14 protein-coding genes and 1 riboswitch are annotated in these 25,538 nt (G+C 48.4%); of the genes, 7 read left to right on the forward strand and 7 right to left on the reverse strand.

Translation table 11 applies throughout. From position 1 onward, the window contains the following. Positions 1 to 25: 25 nt before the first annotated feature. A complete protein-coding gene (moaA, locus tag ACOJUO_RS02685; RefSeq protein WP_422138833.1) occupies positions 26 to 1,006 on the reverse strand; it encodes a GTP 3',8-cyclase MoaA in 981 nt (326 codons plus the stop codon). After that, positions 995 to 1,149: riboswitch (molybdenum cofactor riboswitch) on the reverse strand. Its footprint overlaps the gene before it by 12 nt. A 154-nt stretch (positions 1,150 to 1,303) precedes the next feature. On the opposite strand from moaA, the gene moeA reads away from it, so the two are divergent. From moeA to ACOJUO_RS02720, 7 genes are all read left to right on the forward strand, one after another. After that, positions 1,304 to 2,542 carry a molybdopterin molybdotransferase MoeA gene (gene moeA, locus ACOJUO_RS02690; protein WP_422138834.1) on the forward strand — a complete coding sequence of 413 codons (1,239 nt, stop codon included), beginning with the start codon at positions 1,304 to 1,306 and terminating at the stop codon, positions 2,540 to 2,542. 394 nt (positions 2,543 to 2,936) lie between these two features. Next, entirely contained in the window at positions 2,937 to 4,106 is a 1,170-nt protein-coding gene (locus ACOJUO_RS02695) for a Na/Pi symporter (protein WP_422138835.1), read from the forward strand. 105 nt (positions 4,107 to 4,211) lie between these two features. Then, entirely contained in the window at positions 4,212 to 4,958 is a 747-nt protein-coding gene (locus ACOJUO_RS02700) for a TonB family protein (RefSeq protein WP_422135215.1), read from the forward strand. A 237-nt stretch (positions 4,959 to 5,195) separates the two neighbouring features. Next, positions 5,196 to 5,951, forward strand: a complete 756-nt coding sequence (locus ACOJUO_RS02705) for a hypothetical protein (RefSeq protein WP_422135216.1) — start codon at positions 5,196 to 5,198, stop codon at positions 5,949 to 5,951. Positions 5,952 to 6,544: 593 nt separating this feature from the next. After that, positions 6,545 to 8,155, forward strand: a complete 1,611-nt coding sequence (locus tag ACOJUO_RS02710; RefSeq protein ID WP_422138836.1) for an esterase-like activity of phytase family protein — start codon at positions 6,545 to 6,547, stop codon at positions 8,153 to 8,155. A gap of 260 nt (positions 8,156 to 8,415) precedes the next feature. Next, the gene (pilB, locus tag ACOJUO_RS02715; protein WP_422135218.1) at positions 8,416 to 10,119 is read left to right on the forward strand and encodes a type IV-A pilus assembly ATPase PilB; all 1,704 of its coding nucleotides are present in this window, start codon (positions 8,416 to 8,418) and stop codon (positions 10,117 to 10,119) included. A 78-nt stretch (positions 10,120 to 10,197) separates the two neighbouring features. Further along, positions 10,198 to 10,377: a hypothetical protein gene (locus tag ACOJUO_RS02720; protein WP_422138837.1), complete on the forward strand. Its 180-nt coding sequence runs from the start codon at positions 10,198 to 10,200 to the stop codon at positions 10,375 to 10,377. 72 nt (positions 10,378 to 10,449) lie between these two features. Here ACOJUO_RS02720 and putA read toward each other — a convergent pair whose 3' ends face one another. From putA to ACOJUO_RS02750, 6 genes are all read right to left on the reverse strand, one after another. Next, on the reverse strand, positions 10,450 to 13,620 hold the full coding sequence (gene putA, locus ACOJUO_RS02725; RefSeq protein ID WP_422138838.1) for a bifunctional proline dehydrogenase/L-glutamate gamma-semialdehyde dehydrogenase PutA: 3,171 nt from the start codon (positions 13,618 to 13,620) through the stop codon (positions 10,450 to 10,452). Positions 13,621 to 13,896: 276 nt separating this feature from the next. Continuing rightward, positions 13,897 to 16,389, reverse strand: coding sequence for a hypothetical protein (locus ACOJUO_RS02730; protein WP_422138839.1), 2,493 nt, complete (start codon positions 16,387 to 16,389; stop codon positions 13,897 to 13,899). After that, positions 16,382 to 18,628: a hypothetical protein gene (locus ACOJUO_RS02735; protein ID WP_422138840.1), complete on the reverse strand. Its 2,247-nt coding sequence runs from the start codon at positions 18,626 to 18,628 to the stop codon at positions 16,382 to 16,384. The genes ACOJUO_RS02730 and ACOJUO_RS02735 overlap by 8 nt, the downstream gene beginning before the upstream one ends. Before the next feature lie 174 nt (positions 18,629 to 18,802). Then, positions 18,803 to 20,947 (reverse strand): hypothetical protein, encoded by a 2,145-nt coding sequence (locus ACOJUO_RS02740; RefSeq protein ID WP_422138841.1) that lies wholly within the window; start codon positions 20,945 to 20,947, stop codon positions 18,803 to 18,805. Positions 20,948 to 21,047: 100 nt separating this feature from the next. Beyond that, positions 21,048 to 23,426: a hypothetical protein gene (locus ACOJUO_RS02745; protein WP_422138842.1), complete on the reverse strand. Its 2,379-nt coding sequence runs from the start codon at positions 23,424 to 23,426 to the stop codon at positions 21,048 to 21,050. 105 nt (positions 23,427 to 23,531) lie between these two features. Next, on the reverse strand, positions 23,532 to 25,439 hold the full coding sequence (locus tag ACOJUO_RS02750) for a hypothetical protein (RefSeq protein ID WP_422138843.1): 1,908 nt from the start codon (positions 25,437 to 25,439) through the stop codon (positions 23,532 to 23,534). Between the last annotated feature and the right edge of the window lie 99 nt (positions 25,440 to 25,538).

Below are 25,538 nucleotides of genomic sequence, written 5' to 3' on the forward strand. Positions count from 1 at the left end.
CACCTAAAGCGAAGGCCGAGCTATATCAGCCTCCAATCTGGGCAAGATTGCGAGTACCTCCGGTATACCCCTGTTCCAGAAAATGACCGTCTACTTTCAACCTCAGTGCTGATCGAATTTCCTGAATCAATTCATCCTGCTGGCTGTCGTCCTGTAAGAAATGTCGAAGGTCATGGCCTGATTCCGAGAACAGGCAAAGTTGCAGATGCCCCTGACTGCTAACCCTCAGACGATTGCAGTCTTTACAGAAATCTCTTGAGTAGGGGGTAATCAGTCCAATGCGCCCCTGATACTCAGGATGACAATATTCGTAAGCCGGACCCGCATCTTTATTTCTGGCCATTCTGACCCAGCCCTGCTCCAGAAGCTGATCCCTTATTTGTTTTCCGGGGACATGGTATTGATTGAAAAAGCGACTATTATCACCCGTCTGCATCAACTCAATGAAACGCATGGTAACAGGCTGGTGCTTAATCCATTTCAGAAACGCCTCCAGCTGGATGTCGTTGACCCCTTTCATCAAAACCGCATTGACCTTGATAGAAGGAAGACCTTTTGCGAAGGCCTTGTCAATACCCACCAGTATTTCCTGAAGGCGGTCGTGCCCGGTTATTGCTGCAAAGGCTCGGGGGTCCAGACTGTCGATACTGACATTAATCTGATCAACACCAGCAGCCAGCCAGGACTCAACTCTCTGGTCCATTTTGTAACCATTTGTGGTCATAGCCACTTTCTGAATCCCCGGAATGGACTTAAGAGTACTGACAATATCCCTGAAGTCAGAGCGCAGGGTAGGCTCACCGCCAGTGAGGCGAACCTTCTCAACACCCACCGCCGAAAAAGCGGTCACCAGACGTTTAATTTCGGCAACATCCAGCGACTGCTTGTGACGATGCTCATCACAGCCATCAGGCAGGCAATAGTTGCAAGTGAAGTTGCACAGATCAGTCAGAGACAGTCTGAGATAGGGAAACGTTCGTCCCTGTTGGTCTTGTAATGGTCGCATTTCACACCTTTCCAAACACGGGAGGCCCAGACATTTCTGTGTGAACCCTGGCAACCCTGCGTGTAACACGCATCAGGTCACGGCCAGACAACCGTACCTTCATGGTGAGGGTTAGGTTGCGAAGCTCGGCGCTTTATTAAAATTAATTAGGGGCTCATCCTAACCCTAACCCGATAAAATAGCCATGCCTTAAAGGACAATATCGAGTGATACAAATAACAAGAAACAGATTGCTGAATTCATTTATAGCTTTTACTTTAAGAGCAGTTTCAAAAACTGTATCGAGGAGACCTTTCAATGACTGACTGCTGTTCTGCCCCGGGGCTCATGCCCCTGCACGAAGGGCTTGAGAAACTGATGACAGAAACACCGGTCGTCACTGAAACTGAAACAGTGGCTCTGGCTGACTCCCTGGACAGGGTTATCTCTGAGGCAATTATTTCGCCGGTTAACGTTCCGTCCCATGATAATTCAGCCATGGACGGGTATGCAGTCCGTTTCAGTGACCTGGCACCACATTCAATACTGCCGCTGGCCGGAAAATCTCTGGCCGGACATCCCTATCAGGGTTCTATGCCCGCTGGCCACTGTATAAGAATCATGACAGGTGCTTCCATTCCTGTAGGTGCCGATACGGTCATCATGCAGGAGCAGGCCGAGATAACCTCACAGGGTATTGCTTTCAGCAAGCTACCCTCTCAGTCAGGCAATAATGTTCGCCGTGCCGGTGAAGATATTCCTCAAGGTTGTCAGGTTTTTGAAAAGGGACACATCATCAAAGCCCAGGATATAGGTCTGCTGGCTTCATTGGGAATCCCTGAAGTTCCAGTCATTCGCAGAATAAAAGTAGCGCTCTTTTCCACGGGTGATGAACTGAAGCTGCCCGGCGAGACTCTCGGACAAGGTAATATATACGACAGCAATAGGTTTGCAGTATCAGCGATGCTCAAGCGACTGGGTGCAGAAGTGATTGACCTTGGAAAACTCCATGATGACCGCAACGAGATCCGGAAAGCTTTTCTGAAAGCTGATCAGCAGGCTGATGCAGTTGTTACCTCTGGTGGGGTATCCGTAGGTGACGTCGACTTTGTCAAAGATATTCTCAGTGAAATAGGCCATACTTCGTTCTGGAGGCTGGCCATTAAACCCGGCAAACCCTTTGCCTTTGGTAAACTTCCCAACAGTGTTTTCTTTGGGCTACCCGGCAATCCGGTTTCCGCTACGGTAACTTTCCAACAATTGGCAGCGCCCGCATTGCAACATATGATGGGAGCAGAACCAACTCCTGCTGCTGAACTACCAGCAACGTGCCTCACTCCCCTGAAGAAACAACCCGGTCGCCTGGAATTCCAGAGGGGCATTCTCTCAACCAACGAGAGAGGAGAAGCCGAGGTAGTCACATCGGGCAGTCAGGGGTCGGGGATTCTCCGATCCATGAGTATGGCTAATTGTTACATCATTTTGCCCGCTTCCCAGGGAAATATTGAGGCAGGAGAAACGGTTAGAGTGCAGTTGTTCGATAAACTTCTCAGGTAACTACTCCCTGTTCTGCAGGTTGTCGCATCACTCTGGCTCCCATGCTTTTGGGACCTCCGGGTTCCGGCATGGAAAAGGGTTGCCCCGAAAACGAGCACTGTCATATTTCTGCAGTCTTTGCCCTGGTGAGGGTGTCGCAAAAGGGTATGGTCAGCAGGATATATCAAGATCGTCGTTCCCGCGTAGGCGGGAACCCACCACGAACAGTGGATCTCCGCCTTCGCGGAGATGACGGTTTGAAGCTTGAAGCGTTTTAATTGACCTTTTGCGACACCCTCTGGTCCTGGAGGGCTTTTTAAATATTTCAAAAAAATGTCATAACTGTAATATTTCTGAAACAAAACACCTATATTTTCGCCATCATCTCTATCCACACAGCACCAAGGTGCAGAAAATGTCTGAAGCAACAAGTCAAGCCAGCACCAAAGCTGACTATAAATACACCAGCAGGCACTATGGCCGTATCTGGCTGAGAGTTATCCTCTGGATCTATGCTCTCCTGGTTGCCGTCAGCGTAGTGGGCTCTGGTTTTAAAATGGCCGTAGGTGGCGCAGAAGCAGCTGCAGAGCTGTTCAGCTTTGCCAACAACACTATGCTGGCACTGATAGCCGGTACCCTCGCCACGGCTCTGGTTCAGTCTTCCAGTACAGTAACCTCTGTTATCGTTGGCCTCGTGGCTGGCGGCCTGCCGGTAGAGATGGCGATCCCCATGATAATGGGAGCCAATATTGGTACCACCATCACAAATACTCTGGTCAGTCTGGGTCACATGGGTTGCGACAAATCCTTTAAGCGAGCTTTTGCTGCTTCGACAGTTCACGACTTCTTTAACTATCTGGCGGTTCTGATTCTGTTGCCTCTGGAATTGATGACCGGCTTCCTGAGCGATATTTCACAGCACATAGCCGCACTGTTGGTGGGTGGCTCTGCTATTGATATGGGCAGCCTGAATTTCGTCAAACCCCTGACCAAGCCGGCCGTGAATATTGTCAAGGATTTTGCAGGCCTCCTGCCCGACAGCACGCTGGCTGGCCTGACCATGATCGCCTTCGGTATCTTCCTTATCTTCAGCTCGGTCGTAAGACTGGGCAAGCTGCTGAAAAAAGTTATGGTGGGACGTGCCAGGGACATTCTGCACAAGTCTATTGGTCGTGGTCCGATTTCCGGTATTGCCTCCGGTACTGTTATGACCGTAATGGTGCAATCCTCTTCTACTACCACCAGTCTTATGGTTCCTCTGGTAGGCAGTGGCGTCTTCACCGTTCGTCAGATGTACCCTGTTACTCTGGGTGCCAACATCGGTACAACCATCACAGCGCTGCTTTCAGCAACGGCCATCGTCGGTGCAGACGCAGAGCACGCAATGACCATTGCTCTGGTACACTTGTTCTTCAACGTGTTTGCCGTAGCCCTTATCTATGGCATCAGGTGGCTCCGTGAGATTCCTCTCTACGCTGCAGAAAAATTGTCTGATCTGGCTATAAAAAACCGCGCTTATGCATTCCTGTATCTTTTGCTGGCCTTCTTTGTCATACCGGGCCTCGGGATTTTGGTAGCCCGGTAAAGCCTTCCTGATATTCTTAAGAAGCCCTGACCATGTCGGGGTTTCCTCTACAGACCTGTTTCTTTAATTCCTGTTTAAATTGCTATGCTCTGTGGGTTGCCAATCATGGAACAGGAAACCACCATCAGGCATCTGGTCATCCCCCTGACGTTGTCAGTTGTCTTTCACACCTTACTTTTGGGCTATAGCGGGAGTAGTTGGTTGACTGCTGCAAAATCACCCGGCATTCAAATCAAACTGGTGTCTCATCAACCCGACATAACACCTGCCATTGAAAAAAACCTGACCGCTACAGAAGCAATGACCGGCTCGGAATTGACAAAGCCAGATTCTCAGATTGAAAACACTGAACACATTCAAAGCACTGAAAAAACAGAGCAGGCTGAAAAAGCAGAGAACAAGAAAGTCATAACGACCAGAGCCGAAAAGAAAAAGATTCAGCAAGAGTCGGCCAATCAGGAAGAAAACAAACACAGGCACGCAAAACCGGGTGAGCCTCCGGTATCTGCTCTCAACCAGCAGACATCGGGAGAGCCCGTCGAAGAACTCATCACTTCAAAAGCCGGGCATTTGGAGCCTGATGAATTTCAGAAATGGGTGGCTCAACTTCAATACCGGATCAATCGCTACAAAGTGTATCCCTACCAGGCTAAAAGAAGGCGACTGGAAGGAGAAGTAAAAATCAAAATTGAAATCAACTCTGACGGAACACTGGAAAAGGCGACTGTACTGGCCGGTAAAAAGGCATTCGAAGCCAGTAGTCTGAAAGCCATTGAGCGCTCCCTGCCCTTACCGACACCTCACAAGAAATCGGTTACGGTGATTCTCTCCATTAAATATCAGCTGCTGTGACCGGCCAGCTCCTTAAGTTCATTACTCAATCTCACAATTTCGCTGTAGCTGCCGACGCATCAGAGGTTCCCGGAGATTTACCTGGCGTATCAGGGCCTCACTGCCAGCACATCACCACCCAGCTATCACTGATTACACTATAGTTATCGCGTAATTCTGCCAATTCTATCCCGAGGCTTCACCTCTCTTCCCGACGTGCTTTGCCCGCGTGGTGAAGCAGGGGTTAGCTGGCAGAACATGAGCAAAAATGCAAACCGAAAAGAAGTTGAAACACCTATGCAAACTTTTACCACAGTTTTTATTTCGGTTATATTGATCGTTTCATCTCCCTTTGTCTTTGCGATTAAAATAAGCGAAGAACACTTAAAGCAAGGACGACAGCTTATAGATGACATGGACAGGAGAGGAAGTGAGTTTCTGGAACTGGCTGAAAGAGTTCAAACTATCATAACAACCTTTGGGTCTCAGTCCATTTTCACCATCATTCCTCACTTAGTATCTATGAACGAATCTTTAGAGAGAGTTTTTTCATCGTTATCAATGAGCAAAGCTTATTTAGCCACACTCACAAAAACAGTCACGAATGATTCTGAATTGCTAGCAAAAAAGGCTTTTGAGCGGATGAAAGTTTCAGCTGGCAATCCAGGGCAATCAGTAGCAATGGGCAGGCTGTTTAGTGTTGCTGGCGTCTCTGGGGACGCAAGTTTTTCAGGCACTTTTCAAGAGCACAAGTGTGGCACCCTAACGGAATTAGCTGATAAGGCGGATAAAGATAGTTCTGAATTTTCACAGAAAGCTTTGTCATACCAGATTTTAAACAACAAGCTAAAAGAATATCTTGACCAGAACGACACAATTGACGTATCCGAGACTTGGAGTTATCTGGAAGAAATAAATAAGCTATTAAACGAATTAACGACTCTTACAAAGTCTTTTCCAAACAGCTTTAAATTATTTTTAGAGCAGGCTTTGACTTATTTTGATTGTAACTGAATCGAATAAGCCGGTAGATAAGTACCTAACCAGGTACTTAAACCTGCTAAATCGGACAGTCGGACGTTTCTAACCTCCGGCTTCCACATCAACTCCTTAAGCGGGTCCGCACCTGGTCCGATCACGTTTCAGTGCCGCGTTTTCGGCTTGCGCCGACGTATCCATTGATCCAGCTGCTGCATCAGACGGTAATGTCCGTTTATTCTGAAGAAGCCCAGCTAAGGATAGACCTGTTAAGCTTTCGCAAGCGGAGGCTCATTGAGACTCCCTGGCTACAGCTGATCAGTTTGAGGACTTTCTGCCTGAAGCGGTGGGAGCTCTTGTCTGACCACCGGATCTTCTTCCCTGTGTTATCGTGCTCTTCATCTGCATTCATGCAGGCGACTGCCGCATTATATCGCATCTCTATAACCGAGAGCTTTGTGATCGATGGCTCACTTGCCCAAGCAACCCAATCAAACCCTGACTATCAGACTTTCAGGTACTCCCTTCCCGTCTCTGGTGCTTTAGAAGCGACTTCAGTCAAAAATACACCTGCAATGAAAAATTATGGCTATCTTTATGGGGTTGTTTCATTTCAGGTGTTTTTATCAATGATGAAAAGAAGAAGTGCCCTGGTTGGCTTAACGCTTTGCTTGACTCTTTCGACTCCCGGATGGTCAGCAGAATCCCCAGGGAAATCAGCCCCTCATAAAAGCGTCAGGTATCTGGGAAGTCACCTGTTGCGCCCGGACGACCAGAAAAGGGTCACTCATATTACTGGTGCTCACTTCGCTCATGTCGGAAATGGTTCAACAGGGACACTCTACCTGCTTTCTGGAGATGCCGGAGCAGGCTTCATCGGTCGTCATGGCTGGGGGGTCTTTTCCAAGCCCCACTACTACGAGCTGGATATGAGCAAGGTGGTTTTGGATCGTCAGAATCCTAATCACGGCGGACCTTTACCCAGTGAAGTGTTCGAATACCCTATCACCGAAGGCAAGAATGCCAAAACCCATCCCCTCTGGCTGAACGATGGTCATATTGCCCCCAGCGCCATCACTCTGACCAAAGACGGTGAGCTGATGATTTCCTCCAGTCAGAGTGATAGAGGCGTTACCGGCGTTATTGACTACAGGGCAATCGACATCCCCGCCTATGCAGGCTACGGCTACAGGCACGCGAATCGTGACGAAACCAGTCTGGCCACCCGAAACAATGGTTTTCTGAAAGCCTGGTATGATGCCCATGAGTTCTTCCCTGTACCTGTGCTTGACCTGATTCCGGCAGCCTTCCTGCATACCTTCAGGGAAATTCCCCTGCAACTCTCCAAAGGTGTTCACCACGTCGATATCGGACTGTCATCAAAATTCCTGCTCACAGAAAATGATCACAGACCCGGTCAGGTAGATAGCGCATTCAAACTGCCTAAACATTTTGAAAACAACAACTGGATTCCTTTCCACATGGGATTGAAGGGTATTCAACAGGGATTAGGTGTGAAAAGTCTTGACCGTATTCCCAAGAGCAACCATTACGTTGCAGCAACCGCCGGAGCTCTGGTTCAGGATGCCAAACAATGGAATATCAATGAACATGTCCCACCTGTCAGGGTGGTGACCTTTACTACAGAACAACTGTCTAACAATGGCGAACCGCTGCCAGGAAAATACCTGAACAGCCAACAGCTTCCTGCCAAGGGTGAAGTAACAATTCTGTCAGAGAAGCTCTATAACTTTTCTCTTCTGGGTTTAAGCCCTTCTGCAATGAAACAGCTGAAGAGCAGCCCGATTCGTACAGTCAGCGATATTGCGGTTCTCAATAAGAAAGAGGCTCTGTTCCTTGAGAAAACAGTGCTCCCTTATCGAAGTTCTGAATCCAATTTTATTACCCGGGTTTATCTGGTCGACCTGAGCAGTGGCAAGAATGTCAAAGGCAGTGAAATGTTTGCTGACAACGAGCTGAACAAGGCATTCATGGATGCACCAGACTACTTTATGTCCAAGACCCTTATCTTTGACAGCCTTCAAGAGGACTCCCTGAAATTATTCGAAGATGGAATAGGCTTTGATATTCACGAAACCTCTTTTGAGGCGATTGCTCGGGGTCCTGAAACGGTACAAGGGGGCAAAACATTTATGCTGGTCAGTTACTATGACGGTGAAGATAGTAAACGGGGCACCCCAACCCGCCTCATGTATTTTACCTTGCCAGCCAGTAAATAAAATCCGACACTTGGCATCTGGAAAAGCATGTAAAAAATGTACAAGAGTGCCGCAAAAGCCATTATCCCCCTGGTAATGGCTTTGTTCATTGTCAGACTCCGACATTATAAAATTCAGCTTCCTTCTACCAGACCGTATACTCTGTGAACGCCACACCTTCTTCAACACTTTATGAAATATCCTGTTTATGCTCTCGTCTCAGTGCTGATATAGTAGAAATCAGAGAACAGACCCAAGAACAATAAACGGATAGACAAGGCATGGTCGATAAACCTTTGACAGGACTGGCTGCTCGACTGGTTGTCGACCAGCTGATCGATGAAAAGACACTCCGCTCCGCACTTTCACAGGCAGAAAAAACAAAGCAGCCCCTTGCCAGCTACCTGGTCCAGGAGAATTTACTCAGCGCCAAAGACATATCCCTGGCTACCGCAGAAGAATTTGGCATGCCAGTTATGGATCTTGATGCCTTTGACCCTGAAAACATCCCGAAGGAACTGATTCAGGAAAAGCTGATTCGCAAGCATAAACTGATCCCGTTAATAAAGAGGGGGACCAGACTGTTTGTCGGGGTAATTGATCCCAGTGATCATACAGCTATTGATGAAATCCGATTCAGCAGCGGTCTTATGGTGGATTCGGTACTGGTTGAAGAAGACAAGCTGGACAGATTCATTGATCAACTGCTGGATAGCAATGTTGATGCCCTGTCGAATTTCGATGATGAGGAATTTGATAACCTTGAAGAGCTGGAAGTGGGTGCCGTCGAAGACAACGATGAGGAAGTAGCAGGGGAAGATGACGATGCCCCTGTCGTAAAATTCGTGAATAAAATGCTGCTCATTGCCATCAAATCAGGCGCATCGGATCTTCACTTTGAACCTTATGAAAAAACCTATCGGGTTCGATTTCGCACCGACGGCGTTCTTCATGAAACCGCCAAACCACCTGCTGGCCTGGCACCCAGAATTGCATCCCGTCTGAAGATAATGTCTGCCATGGATATTTCAGAACGACGTAAGCCCCAGGATGGTCGTATTAAAATGCGCCTGTCCAAAAGCAAATCCATCGACTTCCGGGTCAATACCCTGCCTACCCTTTGGGGTGAAAAAATCGTACTTCGGATTCTCGACCCTTCCAGTGCCAAAATGGGCATTGATGCCCTGGGTTATGAAAAAACCCAAAAAGAAATGTACATGGAAGCCTTGCACCAACCCCAGGGTATGATTCTGGTCACAGGACCCACCGGTTCCGGTAAGACCGTCTCTCTCTATACGGGGCTGAATATTCTGAATACTCCGGAAAGAAACATTTCCACCGCCGAGGACCCTGTAGAAATCAACCTGGAAGGTATCAACCAGGTGAACGTTAATCCGAAGCAGGGGATGGATTTCTCTCAAGCTCTGAGAGCCTTCCTTCGTCAGGATCCTGACATCATTATGGTGGGGGAGATTCGAGATCTTGAAACGGCCAACATCGCCATCAAAGCGGCCCAGACAGGCCACATGGTCATGTCCACGCTACACACCAACAGCGCTCCGGAAACACTGACACGTCTGCAAAACATGGGGGTTCCTTCCTTCAACATTGCCACCTCTGTCAGCCTGATCATTGCCCAGCGTCTGGCCAGACGCTTATGCAACCACTGTAAGGAAATAAAAGACATCCCAAAAGAAACACTGCTGGAAGAAGGTTTTACCGAAGAGCAGATCAAGTATGCCAAAATTTATGGCCCCAAGGGATGTGATCAATGCAGCAAGGGCTACAAAGGCCGTGTGGGTATCTATGAAGTCGTAAAGATCACACCGGCTCTGCAGCAAATCATTATGGAAGAGGGCAACTCCCTCCAGATTGCCGAAATTGCACAGAAAGAAGGATTTAATAACCTTCGCCAGTCTGGACTGTTAAAGGTTTTGGAGGGTGTGACCAGTCTCGAAGAAGCTAACCGGGTAACGCTTGAGTAATTGATTTCCCAACCTCCTGTCAACTCGTTCCCACGCTCTGAGAGTGTGTCGCAAAACTCTCTCCGGCGTGGGAACGCGTTGACTCCCATCATTGCCGGCTTCATTCTCGTCATTCCCGCGAAGGCGGCAATCCACACTGACTCTCCACCAGAACCATACTGCCCGGTGTCCCCCTGGCCTTGTCATCCCCGAGAAGGCAGAGATCCACCGTTGGCGCTGGATTCCCGCCTTCGCGGGAATGAAGGCTTCAGAGCGTGAGAACGAGCTGTTGGAGTTTTGCGACACCCTCGCTCTGCATGGGAACCAGAGTTAAAGAGCAGGCAATGACGATCAGAGACCAGCCCCAAGGGACAACAGTGTGGCATTACCTCCGACAGCCGTCGTATTGATGGTGCGGGTACGTTCAGTAGAAAAGCGATACAGGTAGTGAGGCCCACCGGCTTTTGGACCGGTACCGGAGAGTCCCTGTCCACCAAATGGCTGAACACCGACCACCGCACCGATCTGATTACGGTTTATGTAGGCATTACCCACTTTAAGGCTTTGCTCAATGTAGGAGGAGGTCGCTTCGTTGCGGCTATGCACTCCCAGAGTCAGACCGTAACCTGTGCCGTTGATTTCCTGAATCACTTTATCCAGCTCAGAAGCCTTGTAGCGAATCAGGTGAAGAATCGGGCCAAAGTGTTCTTTTTCCAGTTGGCTGATGCTCTCAATCTCAAAGGCAACCGGCGCAATAAAGTAACCTTCATTGCATTCAGCCCCCAAATCCACTTCGGCAATCAGGCGGGCTTCCTGCTTCATGCGATCAATATGAGCCTGGAGTCCTTTAAGGGCGATTTCACTGATGACAGGGCCAAGGTCTGTTTCCTGCAGGGCTGGGTGACCCACCTTCAGTTCTGCCATCGCACCGACCAGCAAGTCTTCAATACGATCAGCAATATCTTCCTGAACATAGAGCACTCGCAACGCTGAACAACGTTGCCCGGCACTGGCGAAAGCAGACTGAACAACGTCATTAACGACCTGCTCAGGGAGAGCAGTAGAGTCTGCGATCATGGCATTCTGACCACCGGTCTCGGCAATCAGAGGGATAATAGCGCCCTCTCGCGCAGCCAGAGTCTGGTTTATTAATCTTGCAGTCTGGGTTGAACCTGTGAAAGCAACACCGGCAATACGAGGATCAGCGGTCAACTGATGACCAATATCCTTACCTTCACCCGGTACCAGTTGAATCACATCGGCAGGCACGCCGGCTTCCAGCATCATCTCAACAGCTCGTGCAGCAATCAGAGTGGTTTGCTCGGCGGGCTTGGCTACAACCGTGTTACCACAGGCCAGCGCGGCAACCACCTGACCCAGGAAAATAGCCAGAGGGAAGTTCCAGGGACTGATGCACAGAAAGACGCCTCGACCGGTCAGGTAAAGCTCATTGGATTCACCGGTAGGTCCTGGCATAACCTGAGGTGCTGAGAATTTTTCACGCGCCTGGTTGGCATAATAACGACAGAAATCTACCGCTTCACGCACTTCATCGATACTGTCGTGAATCGTTTTACCCGCTTCTTTATGACAGAGTGCCACCAGCTCTTCAAGGTTGGCCTCCAGCAGGTCGGCCAACTTCTCCAGACTCTGGGCACGGGTTTCTACTGGTATCTTGTGCCAACGGTCAAACGCTTTGTGAGCCACTGAAATAGCCTGGTCCACTTCCTTTTCTCCGGCGAAGTGCAGACGACCTGCGAGCTCGCTGAGCTGGTAAGGACACTGCACATCAACCACTTTTTCAGTTTCAACCTTTTGGCCGGAAATCACGGGACCTTTGTGCCACGTTTGGCCCATAAACTTCTGTACAGATTCAGAAAACGGCTGCCACTGTGACTCAATATCGATATTGACACCTATGGAATTAACTCTGTCTTTTCCAAAAATAGCTACCGGTAAAGGAATTCTGTCATTGGCCAGAGAACTATGCTTCTCGAGCACAGTGACAGGATGATGAACCAGGTCCTTTACGGGTGTCCTGGCATCCACCAGACGATGAACAAAAGAGGAGTTAGCACCATTTTCCAAAAGTCGACGCACCAGATAGGGCAGCAAATCTTTGTGACTACCCACAGGTGCATAAATGCGAACGTCCGGTTTTTCCTGATCCAGTACCGTGTTATAGAGCGCATCACCCATTCCGTGCAGACGCTGGAATTCATAATGTTTATGTTCTGCGATGCTCAGAATGCTGGCAACAGTATGAGCATTGTGGGTAGCAAACTGAGGGTAAATAGCCCCTTTAACAGGATCACTCAGCAGAAAACGGGCACACACCAGATAAGCAACGTCTGTTGCTTCTTTGCGCGTGTATACCGGGTAGCCGGAATAGCCGGATTGCTGACACAGTTTTATTTCACTGTCCCAGTAGGCACCTTTTACCAGACGCACAGGAATTTCATCACCCTGCTCTTTTGCCAGAGCTGCCAGCCAGGCAAGAACGGGGAGTGCTCTTTTACCGTAAGCCTGTACAACCAGTCCGAAAGCACCCCATCCCTGACAATCAGGATGACGGTAGAGTTTCTCGAACAGTTTCAGAGACAACTCAAGGCGGTCCTGCTCTTCGGCATCAATGGTGATTCCCACATTCAGGCTTCTGGCAGTGCGAATCAGTTCCAGCACGCTGTCGAACAGTTCTTTCAAGACACGGGTTTCATTGGCCACTTCATAACGGGGATGCAGGGCAGAAAGTTTGATCGAAACGCTGGGACGAGGGCCCTTGTAGCCACCCTTCTGCTCCTGACCAACGGACCTGACAGCCGTCAGGTAGGAAGCGAGATATTTCTGAGCATCGCTTTCGGTCAGTGCTGCTTCACCCAGCATATCGAAAGAATAGGTGTAACCTTTCTCTCTTGGCTTTCGACCATTCCTGAGTGCTTCTGCAATAGTGCGACCCAGTACAAAATGCTCACCCATAATTTTCATCGCCTGGTTCACAGCCTGACGAATCAAGGGTTCACCCATTTTTTTAACCAGTCGACCAATCACGCTAGCCGGGCGACCGTCTTCCGATTTGCCTAATGTCACCACTTTACCGGTCAACATCAGACCCCAGGTGGAGGCATTCACCAATAGCGAATCGCTCTGTTTGAGATGCCTTTCCCACTCAGCGACACTGAGTTTGTCACGAATCAGGGCATCGGCGGTTTCAGAGTCAGGAATTCTCATCAGGGCTTCTGCCAGACACATCAGCAGAATACCTTCACGGGTATCCAGGCTGTATTGCAACAACATAGAGTCAATCATATGAATGGAATCTTCCCGGGCTCGAACCTGCTCGACCAGATCGGTAGCTCGTCGGGTTACCACAGCCAGCTGCTGCGGACTGGGTCTGGCCAAATCGGCCAGCTGTGCCAGTAAGGCTGACTCATCCACACTGTATTGTGGAGAGATAGTCTTCCAGAGCCTGGTTGGGCTCTGCTGGATGAATTCAGGCTCAAATAAGGCCTTAGCCTCAAACATGCGGTGTCTCCCCCAATGACGGCAAACCTGATCCTGTGCCGTATGATCAATCTAATCGGGAAATGCCTATGACGATGACATCTCCAATTAAGGCAAATGAGCAGCCTCCAGTGGCTTTTGGCCAGCCCGCAATCATGCACAAAATCAAACAGAATTCCCAGATACAGAAGACAGATTTTTGTACAATCCCTGTACACTTCCCGCTGCTGATCTGATTTATCTGCCCATGGACTGTCGCAAAACCGCCAACCCAATAAAAGGGCGGCAGTCAGATCATTACTTATTCACTATACCTTTTTGATGACTGAAGTCATCGTTCTTGTCCACTTCAGCAGGCTTACGTTTTCGGTGCATTCTTTTGTGCCTGGTCAGGGCTATAGCATTCTTGCAGAGCTTCCCACATCGCTGCTGCAGACCATTCTCCCCGAACTCGATCACATCACAGGTTTTTTGCCCGCTGTGGTTTCTTCTTTTGTGATCCGCCAGGCTTCTGGCACTGTTGCAGACCTCCCCACATGGCCGCTGCAGGCCATCCTTCCCCATCACGCTCAGGTTACAGGTTTTCTGCCCACTGTGGTGTCTTTGTTTGTGCACCTTCAAGGCTGTTTGACTCCTGCAGACAAACCCACATCGCCGCCGCTGGCCATCGTCTCCGACCAGGGTTACAGCACAGGTTTTCTGTTCAGTATGGTAGTTTCTTTTGTGATCTAACAGTGTTTTGGCATTCTTGCAGACCTTCCCACATGGCCGAGGCTGGCCATCTTCCCCTGCCACTTTTACATCACAGGTTTGGTCAAGGATATGGTTTATTTTTATATGGTCGCTCAGGGCTTGAGCACCCCTGCAGACTTTTCCACATGGCCGCTTCTGACCAGTGTTACCGAGTATTGTTACATCACAGGTTTTTTGCCCGGTGTGATATCGGCTTTTGTGAGATGAAAAGGCTTGAGCACTATTGCAGACCATCCCGCATGGCCGCCGCTGACCATCGTCTCCGACCAGGATCAGTTCACAGGTTTTTTGTCCACTGTGCTCTCTTCTTTTGTGATCCGAAAAGGCTTTTGCATTCTTGCAGACTTTCCCACATGATCGCTGCTGGCCATCCTCACCGACCACGGTTAGCTCACAGTTTATTTGCTCACTATGGTATTGGCTTCTGTGCTCCAACAAGGCTTTTATATTCCTGCAGACCATCCCGCATGAGCGCAGCTGGCCATCCTCCCCTGACACGGAATAGCCACAGATTTGTTGTCCGCTGTGGTGTATTCTTTTGTGAACCGCCAGGCTCATGGAATTCTTGCAGATTTTTCCACATGGCCGCTTCTGACCTCCTTTATCGACCATGGTTAAGTCACAGGTTTTTTGCCCGGTGTGATATCGTCTTTTGTGAATTGAAAGGGCTTTAGTATTATCGCAGACCTTCCCACATGGCTGCGGCTGGCCATACTCATCCAACATTGTCAGTTTACAGGTTTTTTGCCTGCTTTTGTTTCTGGCCGGTATTGCGCCGGTTTGCGAAAGATGAGACTGTCTCTGACCCAACTTGGGTGATCCAGTGATTGTTTGCTGTGCTTCAGAATGATTTAGCGTTGAGGAAATTCCCATTTCTTCTAAAAGACTTACTGGATCGAGTGGCCCGTTAATAACTTCAAAATCATTGACAGTACAAGGCAAACTCCCGGACATTGGCAAATCATCACCCATTGACCCGATAAAGTCAGTTGTCTCGGCGACCCCGTCTAAGGCGACCCCGTCTGAGGTGACCCCGCCTAAAAAGATGCAGCCATTGGCTGTATTGCCATCAATACTATTTCCCTGTATCTGTAAAAGTGGATCAAGATCAAATCGGCTTTGAATCGTAGGAAGACCGATCGACGTGTCAAAAAGCGGGTTTTGTTGGCAATCTTCAGTGTTTAAAGGAGCAAAATGATATGAGCAAATAAAGCAATGTCCACTGACCAAATGGGGGCATAAACCCTTTAGGGAGTCCAGCGTCCATTCAGAAGATCCACTGCTATCAAATAATGTTCGGAATTGACAAACGCCGTGACAGGGATAGACAAGACAATTTAAACCCAGACTATGCCGATGTTGTTGAGGATCTCTGTTATCACCGCCAGAGCCAGAATTCAGAAGGCTGGTTATAGACCCTGTACTTTGGAGGGTGGCTTGGGAGGCTCGCTGGCCTGATGATTTTGATGGTGAGTATTGTGGGGAATTTTCTCCAGAACCAAACATCGCAGTGATGATAGCAAACGGATGGCAATGATTCAGTTCCTGTTGTGCAATCGATTTAAATAGCGGTGAATCAAGGTTCCAATAGTTTTTTAAAAACCAACCGACAGCGACGACCAGATCCAAAGGTTGCCGTGAATAAAGGCTGGTGCCTGAAGAGAAATCTTTGCTGCTCAGGATCAGTTTATAAACAACCAGCAACTGTGTGGCATAAAACAACCGCCATGAAATCGACTCAATAAGGGTCGTTTTTAACCGGTAACTGCCAAGCCTGTGTCGTTTTTTATCAGAAAATAAATCTGATCCTGCATAGCCGCTTATATCGGTAATGTCTGACGGATTGCCCGGCAAGGTATGCTGGTCAGGTTTTATAGAAAAGTTCTTATTTGGAAGTCCGGAATTCTGTTCAAGCTCGACAATAAAACTTTGTGTGAACGCTTTAGTTTGAAAGGCAACAGACAACGACATTAGCAAGAGCAGTGCCGTAAAGACTGAGTGTTTAATAATTCTGTCCTTGCTCTCTGATTCAGTCATTACCCTGATCCATCTCAGCGAGCTTGCGTTTTTGGTGTTTTCTCTTATGCTCCGCCAGGCATTTGGTATTCTTATAGACCTTCCCGCATGGCCGTCGCTGGCCATCCTCCCCTGTCACCATCACATCACAGACTTGTTTCCCGGTATGATCTATGATTTTGTGATCCCTCAGGTCTCGATTATTCTTGCAGACTTTCCCGCATGGGCGCTGCTGGCCATCCTCACCGATAATGACCAAGTCACAGGTTCTTTGTCCGCTGTGGTAGCTGCCTTTGTGAGTTGATAGAGCTGAAGCATTTTTGCAGACCCTACCGCATGGGCGCTGCTGGCCATCTTCCCCGACCTGGGTAAGGTTACAGATTTGTTGCCCGCTGTGGTCTTTTCTTTTGTGATCCGTCAAGGCTTGAGCGTTATCGCAAACCTTCCCGCATGGTCGCTGTTGACCATCCTCACCGGCGACATCCTGTTCACAGGATCGTTGTCCACTGTGGTATTTGCTTTTGTGAAATAATAGCGCTAAAACATTTTTGCAGACCTTGCCGCATGGGCGCGGCTGACCATTTGCCCCGACCACTGTCATGTTACAGGTTTGTTGTCCGGTGTGGTCTCTTCTTTTGTGACTTAACAGGGCATTTTTATTCTTGAAGACTCTCCCGCATGGCCGCTGCTGACCTTCTTCCCCGGCAACCACCAGGTCACAGTTTTGTTGCCCTCTGTGGAATTTGCTTTTGTGAGATGACAGAGCCAGAACATTTCTGAAGGCAATGCTGCATGGTCGCCGCTGGCCATCTTCTCCAACCACGACCACTTTACAGACTTGTTGCCCGGTGTGGTCTCTTGCTCTGTGAACCGACAGGTCTTGAGCGTTCTTGCAGACCTTCTCGCATGGCCACTGTTGGCCATCTTCCCCGACGAGTAACACATCACAGATTCGTTGCCCGCTATGGAATCTGGATTTGTGCGATGACAGGGCTATAGCATTGTTGCAGACCTTGCCACATGGGCGCTGCTGACCATCCTCACCAACCAGGTTCAGACTACAGATTAATTGTCCGGAGTGGTCTCTTCTTCTGTGACGCCACAGAACATTATCATTCTTGCAGGCCATCCCGCATGGCCGCTGCTGGCCATCTTCCCCGACCACGGTCAGGTTACAGATTTGTTGCCCGGAGTGGTCTCTTCTTTTGTGATGCCACAGAGTATTTTCACTGCTGCAGGCGACCCCGCATGGCTCTAGCTGACCATCTCGACCGACCACCATCGTGGCACACGATTGTGGCCCGAGGTGACACTTTTTTTTGTGATCCAACAGGCCTTGAGCACTCTTGAAAACTTTCCTGCATAGCCGCTGCTGGCCATTATGTCTGACCACTGTCAGGTGACAGCTTTCTTGTCCGCTGATATCTGTGACTTTTATTTCGCCTGACTGTGAAAGTTGAGGTTGGCTCTGACCCAATTGAGATGATTCAGTGGCTTTTTCTTGTCTTTCTGAAGAGGTAAGCATTGTGGAAATTCGAATTTCTTCGGAAAGAGTCTGTGGTGGTTGATCAAAATTGCACAATTGACAAACACCACGACAGGGAAAGACAAAACAGTTTAGATCCAAAGTATGCAAATGCTGTTGAGGGCCTCTGTTACCGTCACCATTGTCATTAGTATTCGGGGGGCTGCTGAAAGAGCCTGCAAAATTGGTGTTTGCTGCTGAGGGTAGCTGACCAAGCGACTCAGGTAACTGGCCTTTTGGAGGGTTATGCCCGGAACCTGGCATCACAGTGATGGTGGCAAACGTGAGGTTCTGAGTCACCTCATAATGTTCGATTGAGCTAAACGAAGGTAAAACAGGGTTCCAATAGCTTTTTAAAAGCCAACTGACAGCCACAATCACTTCTCCAGGTACCCATAAATAGAGATTGGAGCTTAAATGGGCATCTTTGGTGGTCAGAATCAGTTCGTTAACAACCAGCAGTTGAGTAGCGTAAAGTAACGGCCATGAAATCGAATCAACAAGGGTTGTTTTGATCCCGTAACTGTCATGTCTGTGTCGTTTTTTATCAGGGAGTAAACAGGATCCTGCACGGTCGTTTGTTTCAGAAATTTCTGACGAGCTACCCGTAAACATATGCGGGTCAGGCTTTATGGAGAAGCTCTGTTTTAGAGAGCCTGCATTCTGTTCAAGCTCAACAATAAAACGTCTTGTTAACAATTCGGCCTGGCAGACGACAGAAAACGACAGCAGCAATAGCAGTACCGCATTGAGTGAGTGTTTAATAATTTTATCCTTGCTTCCTGATATACAGAGAGGAAGAATAGTTCAAGAAAACAAGCGTGCTTTTATTTCAGAGAGCCTCTGTTAAAAATAAAGATTGTACAGGCAAAACCTCGTGAAATGAGGTTAGATCAGTTCGCTACTTCTTCACTTTAACTTCTTGGAGACTGATTCATCACCCTGACCCACATCAACAGGCTTGCGTTTTCGATAGACTCTTTGTTTGCTGTGGTATCTTTTTTTGTGACCCAACAGGGCAATGGCATTCTTGCAGACGGTCTCGCATGGTTGCTGCTGCCCATTCTGATCGACCACTGCCAATTCACAGTTTTTTTTTCCTGTATGGTATTTTCTTTTGTGATCCGACAAGGCTCTGATATTCTTGCAGACCTTTCCGCATGGTCGCTGCTGCCCATCCTGCCCGACCACGACAAAGTCACAGTTCTGTTTCCTTGAGTGGCATCTGCTTTTGTGCCCCGAGAGGGATTGAAGATTTCTGAAGACTTCCCCACATGGCCGCTGCTGGCCATCTTCTCCTACCACGGTCACGACACAGGTTTTTTGCTCTGAGTGATAGTTGCTTTTGTGAAGTAAAAAAGCTCGAGCATTTTTGCAGACCTCCCCGCATGGCCGCTGCTGTCCATCCTTCCCTACTACTGCTCGCTCACAGATTTTTTGCCCTGTGTGGTATTTGCTTTTGTGATCCGTCAGGGATCGAATATTTTTGAAGACCTTCCCACATGGCTGCTGCTGGCCGCCCTGCCCAACCACACTGATGTCACAGGTTTGTTGCCCGCTATGGCATTTGTTTTTGTGATATGACAGGGCTTGAGTATTCTTGCAGACCACCCTGCATGGTTGCTGCTGACCATCCTGCCCGAGTGATGTCAGGTCACAATTTTTTTCCCCTGAGTGGTCCTTTTTTTTGTGATTCCTCAGGGCCATGATATTGTCAAAAACCTTCCCGCATGGCTGCTGCCCATCCTGCCCCAATACTGCCAGTTCACAGATTTTTTGCCCTGTGTAGTATTCACATATTAATTGCCCTCTGCTGTCTGTGGCTGGTGTTGCCTCTGCCCGGGATGGATAAGGTTGGCTCTGATCCAATCGGGATGATTCAGTGGTTCTTTGTGGTGTTTCTGAATGGGAAAGCGTTAGGCAAAAACCGTTTTCTTCGAGCAGATCATTTAAATTGATTGACCCATTAATGATCTCAAAACCATTAGCGATGTCCAAATCCCCGGGCATTTGGACATCGTCATTGAGAGGCCCGGCAGGATAGGTTGTATTGGCGCTTCCTGAACTCAATAAGTCCAGGATTAACTCTTCCTGAGTGGTCCCGTCTTCTGAGTTGTCATCAAAGAATAGGGCAGAATCGAATGAAAGTTGAATGGCAGAAGGATCATTCACTGTTTTGTAAAAAAAGTCTTTCCGGGAATCAGTGGCGTTTTCAGGATCAAAACGACCTATGCAACCCAGACAGTGTCCATTAGCCAAATGAGGGCAAAAGATTTCTTCGAAATTCAGCGGCCAATCAACGGGCTCTCTTTTCTCGATCAATGGTCGGAATTGACAAACACCGTGACAGGGATAGACGAAACAATTTAAACCCCACGTATGTTGGTGTTGTTGGGAACCTCCGTTACCGTCGCCAGAGCCAGAATCCAGTGGACTGGTTAAACTGCCTTTATGTTGGATACCGGTTTGTGAAGCCTGCTGGCCAGATGATTCCGGGGCCGGGTATTGTGATAAGTCATCTCCAGAACCAAACATTGCAGTGAAGGTTGCAAATGGGAAATACTTCTGTATCAACATAGATGCCGACTGTTGTTTAATTGGATTAAACAGAAGTGAATCGCGTTTCCAGTAGTTTTTTAAAAGTACGCCGACAGCGACAACCGCTTCTACAGATAGCCATGAATAGGGGGCTGGGCCCGGAGGTGCGTCTCTGGTGGTCAGGATCAGTTGGTAAACAGCCAGCAGCTGATAGGCATAAAGCAACTGCCATGAAATCGACTCAATAAGAGGCATTTTTAATCCGTAACTGACAGCTCTTTGTCGTTTTTCATCAGGCGGTAAACCAGATACTGCATAGTCGTTAGTTTCAGGAATAACTGTTGGGTCGACCGGAAATGAATGCCGGGCTGGTTTTATCGAAAAGCTCTGTTTTTGAGAACCAGCACCCTGTTCAAACTCGACAATAAAACATCTTGTCAGCGCTTTGGTCTGACTGATAAAAGAAAACGACACTAGCAGCGACAGCGATGCAGCAAAGAGTGATTGTCTAATCATTCTATCCCTGCTTTCTCGTTTACAGGGAGGGAGGGTAGATTAGCTTATAAACAAGCGTGTCGTAAAAACCTGATCCCCATACAACCAGATTGTTACTTATTCATTTACCTTCTTGAGGGCTGAGGTCATTGTCCTGGTCCAGGGCAGCAGACTTGCGTTTTCGATGACTTCTTTTGTGATTATAAAGAACGCCTGTATTCATACAGACCTTCCCACATGGCCGCTGCTGGCCAAAATCACCGACCACGATCACGTCACAGCTTTTTTCATTGGTATGGGATCTGATTTTGTGTTGTGACAGATTTTGAGTATTCTCACAGACTCGCCCGCATAGCCGTTGCCGACCATCTTTCCCAACCATGACTGCGTCACAGATTTTTTGCCCGGTGTGGTCCTTTCTTTTATGTTCCGACAGGCTTCGGGCATTACTGCAGACTTTCCCGCATGGCTGCAACTGACCATCATTTCCGAGCACGGGCAAGCCGCAGGTCTTTTGTCCGGTATGGTAGTTGCTTTTGTGAATCGTCAGGGCCAAAGCACCGTTGCAGACCCTACCACATGGATACTGTTGGCCATCCTTTGTTATCACCATTCTGTCACAGGTTTGTTGGCCTGTGTGGGCATTTCTTTTGTGACTTTTCAGAGCGACAATACTCTGACAGACTTTTCCGCATGGCCGCTGACCACCCTCCCGGATCACACTTACGTTACAGGTTTGTTGTCCGCTATGGTTGTTTCTTTTGTGCTCCATCAGGGCTTGGAGATTCTTGGAGACCTTCCCGCATGGTCGCTGCAAGCCATCGTCTGTGACCACCGTTTCGTCACAGCTTTGTTGCCCGGTGTGTTTTCTTCTTTTGTGATCCGATAGGGCACGAGGATTCTTGCAGACCGTCCCGCATGGCAGCAGCTGGCCATCGACCCCAATCATGGTTTCGTCACAGGCTTGATGCTTTACGTGGTTTCTTCCTTTGTGATCCGACAGGGCTTTTACATTCTTGCAGACCACTCCACATGGCCGCAGTTGACCATTCTCCCCGAACACGTTTACTTCACAGGTTTGTTGCTCACTGTGGCTTCTTCTTTTGTGATTGAACATGGCTTTGGAATTCTTGTAAACTTTTCCGCATACCTGTCGCTGGCCATTCACTCCGACCAACATTTCATTACAGATTTTTTGCCCGCAGTGGGCTTTTTTTTTGTGATCCAACAGGGCCTGCTTACAATGTGTGGCTGTGAATATAACATTATCAGGTGCTGCCGGGACTTGTACTGTATTTGTCTGGGTAAGGGGAAAAGAAATCTCGCCTTCTTCGGGAGGACTGTTTAGATCGAGCGCCCCATTAATGCCCTCAAAATCACCAGTGGTGAAAGTAAAAGTGTCGAACATTGGTACATCATCATTGAGTGGCGCGTTAGCATCAGTTTTATTGGCGGTCACTGCACTCATAATGTTCAGGGTGGCTTCGTCTAAGTCAAACTCGTCTAAGTCAAAATCATCTGAGGCGACCCCGTCTAGGGCGACCCCGTCTAGGGCGACCCCGTCTAGGGCGACCCCGTCTAAAGAGCTGCCACCAATATCATCTGTCCGTGGCTGAAAGAACTGGCCAGAATCGAAAAGGCTTTGAGTCCCGGAAAGATCATTCAATGTTTTTAAAAGCGAGCCTTCTCGGGAGTATGCAGGACATACAGGCTCAAATCGATCTTTGCAACTTATGCAGTGTCCATTGGTCAAATGGGTACATGAGTCTTCTGAGAAGTTCAGTGGCCAGTCAGCAGGTGCTTCGCTATTGCTTGAGGGCCTGAATCGACAAACGCCATGACAGGGATAGAGGAAACAATTCAGGCTCAAAGTATGCTGGCGTCGATGAGGGCCCCGGTTACCTTCGCCAGAGCCAGAATTCAGAAAGCTGTACAGAGAGCTTGAACCTTGGTTGGTGGCTTGTGAAGTTTGCTGCCCATATGATTTAGATAGCGGGTATTTTGGTGGGTTATGTCCGGAGTCAAACATCACAGTGATGGTCGCAAACGGTAGTTCCTGGCTCGCCTGTTGTTCAATCGGTTTAGACAGAGGTAAGTCTGGATACCAATAGCGGTTTAAAAGCCAACCGACTGCAACAACCCATCCTAAACTTACCCATGAGTGGGAATCGTAGCTCAGGGGAGCGTCTCTGGTGGTCAGAATCATTTCGTAAGCAACCGCAAGTCCAGAGGCGTGAAGCAACTGCCATGAAAACAATGCAATGATGTTGGTATTTACTCGGTAACCATCAGATTTGTGTCTTTTGTCATCAGGCAAAGAATCGGATTCTGCATAGGCTTTGGTAGCGGCAATGCCAGACCAGTTGCCGGGCAATGTATGCATATCGCGATTTTTCGAAACGTTCTGTTTTGGTGAATCTGCATCCTCTTCAGGCTCGACAATAAAAGATCTTGTCAAGGCTTCGGTCTGGCAGACACCAGAAAACAACAGTAGCAGCAACAGCGATGCTGCAGAGAGTGAGTGTTTAATAATTCTATCCTTGCATCCTGAATTACAGAGAAGAAGGATAGATCAAGAAAACCTTGCGAAAGAACGGGTGCCAGATCAAGGACGGGGATCAGCGTCCTGCTCGACATCAACAGGCTTGCGCATTCGATGCATTTTTTTGTGATAGATCAGAGCTTGAGCATTCTTGCAGACCTTCCCGCATGGTCGCGACTGCCCATCTTTTCCCACCAGTGGCAAGTTACAGCTTTTTTGTCCGGAGTGATATTTTCTTTTATGATCCAACAGGGCATTAGAATTCTTGTATGCCCTCCCACACAAGTGTTGACGGCCATCGGGCAGAACCAGGTCACAGATTTGTTGCTTGGTATGAGCTCTTTTTTTGTGATCCGACAGGGCTTGAGCATTGTTGCAGACCTTTCCGCATGGCTGCACCTGACTATCCTTTCCGACCACTATCACTGCACAGGTTCTTTGCCCGGAGTGGTATCTGCTTTTGTGAACTGACATAGCGCGAGCATTCTTGCAGACTGACCTGCATGGCCTCTGCAAGCCGTGCTCCCCGAAAAAGGCTAAGTCACAGGTTTGTGGCCCGCTGTGTAATCTTTTTATGTGATCCGACAGGGTTTCATAATTCTTGATGATCTTTCCGCATGGCTGTTGCTGACCATCCGTCCCGATGACAGTCTCACTACAGATCTGTACCCCAGTGCGGTATTTGCTTATGTGATTTGATAGAACCAGAGCACTCTTGCAGGCCTTCCCAGGCAGACGCTGCTGGCTACCTTCCCCTGCCACAGTCGCGTAGCATATTGTTTGACTACTGTTGTTTGTCGCTTGTATTGCCACCGTCCGGTAACGATGATGTTGACCCTGATCCAATTGGCTTGATGCAGCAGTTGTTTGTAGTGTTTCCGGATGGGTAAACGGCATAGAAAAACCTGTTTCTTCATGAGGAATCTGCAGATCAACGGACCGATCAAAAAGCACGGAGTCATGAGCGGCCGAAAATGCATTCCCAAGCACTGGATCTTCATGATTGAATAATCCGGCAGTTTCAGTTTTATAAGTGACTCCGTCTATAGAGTTAACGTCAATGCCATGGGCCCAGGGCTCAAATAGTTGGTCTGCAATGAATTGGGTTTTAATGTCAGGCAAACCATTCATTGTTTCGAGAGGCACATTTCCCAGGGAATATTTAACGTTTTCAGAGTCAAAATAACCTATGCAACCCATGCAGTGCCCATAAGCCAGATGCGGGCATGAGCTTTCTCCGAATTTCAGTGGCCATTCAGCAAGTCCCGTGTTATTGGATAAGAGCTGGAATTGACAAACACCATGACAAGGATGGATGAAACAATTTAAACCCAACGTATGCAGGTGTTGTTGATGACCTCCGTTACCGCCGCCAGAATCAGAATTCACCAGCCTGATTGGAGCGCCTGTCGGTTGGGTGGTGGTTTGTGGAGCTTGCTGGCCGGGTGTTTCTGATGGCGTGTGTTGCGGTGCGTTATGTTCAGAACCAAACATCGCAGTGATGGCTGAAAACGGGCAAGACCCCTTTAGCAGCATAGAAGTCGACGGTTGTTCAAGCGAGTTAAACAACGTCGAATCAGGATTCCAATAACTTTTTAAGAGCCAACCAACAGCGACGGCAGCTTCCATAGATAGCCATGAATATAGGGTTAAACCCTGAGATGTGTCTCTGGTGGTCTGGATGAGCTCGTAAAGAACCAGCAAATGAGTAGCGTGGAGCAAATGCCATGAAATCGACTCAACAAGGGGTATTTTGACCCTGTAACTATATAATCTTTGCCGTTTATTATCAGGCAAATCGAGTGCTGCATCATAGCCTCTGGCGACGACAATGCCTGATGGGATGCCCGACAATTTACGCCGGTCACGCTTCACAGAAAAGTTCTGCTTTAGAGAATTTGCATCCTGTTCAAGCTCGACAATAAAACTTCGTATCAACGCTTCGGCCTGACAGATGTCAGATAGCGACATCAGCAGCAACAGCGATGCAGCAAAGAATGTGTGTTTAATAATTCCATCCTTGCATTCTGTTCGACAGAAAGGAAGGATAGATCACCACATGAAAAGACG

The organism is Endozoicomonas sp. ALC020 (assembly GCF_049275935.1).
In the GTDB taxonomy this organism is placed as follows: Bacteria; Pseudomonadota; Gammaproteobacteria; order Pseudomonadales; family Endozoicomonadaceae; genus Endozoicomonas_A.

Coding starts and splice junctions, on each gene's coding strand:
- moaA (WP_422138833.1), bottom strand. CDS start 1,006: ATGCGACCATTACAAGACCAACAGGGACGAACGTTTCCCTATCTCAGA.
- moeA (WP_422138834.1), top strand. CDS start 1,304: ATGACTGACTGCTGTTCTGCCCCGGGGCTCATGCCCCTGCACGAAGGG.
- ACOJUO_RS02695 (WP_422138835.1), top strand. CDS start 2,937: ATGTCTGAAGCAACAAGTCAAGCCAGCACCAAAGCTGACTATAAATAC.
- ACOJUO_RS02700 (WP_422135215.1), top strand. CDS start 4,212: ATGGAACAGGAAACCACCATCAGGCATCTGGTCATCCCCCTGACGTTG.
- ACOJUO_RS02705 (WP_422135216.1), top strand. CDS start 5,196: ATGAGCAAAAATGCAAACCGAAAAGAAGTTGAAACACCTATGCAAACT.
- ACOJUO_RS02710 (WP_422138836.1), top strand. CDS start 6,545: ATGATGAAAAGAAGAAGTGCCCTGGTTGGCTTAACGCTTTGCTTGACT.
- pilB (WP_422135218.1), top strand. CDS start 8,416: ATGGTCGATAAACCTTTGACAGGACTGGCTGCTCGACTGGTTGTCGAC.
- putA (WP_422138838.1), bottom strand. CDS start 13,620: ATGTTTGAGGCTAAGGCCTTATTTGAGCCTGAATTCATCCAGCAGAGC.
- ACOJUO_RS02730 (WP_422138839.1), bottom strand. CDS start 16,389: ATGACTGAATCAGAGAGCAAGGACAGAATTATTAAACACTCAGTCTTT.
- ACOJUO_RS02740 (WP_422138841.1), bottom strand. CDS start 20,947: ATGATTAGACAATCACTCTTTGCTGCATCGCTGTCGCTGCTAGTGTCG.
- ACOJUO_RS02750 (WP_422138843.1), bottom strand. CDS start 25,439: ATGTCGCTATCTGACATCTGTCAGGCCGAAGCGTTGATACGAAGTTTT.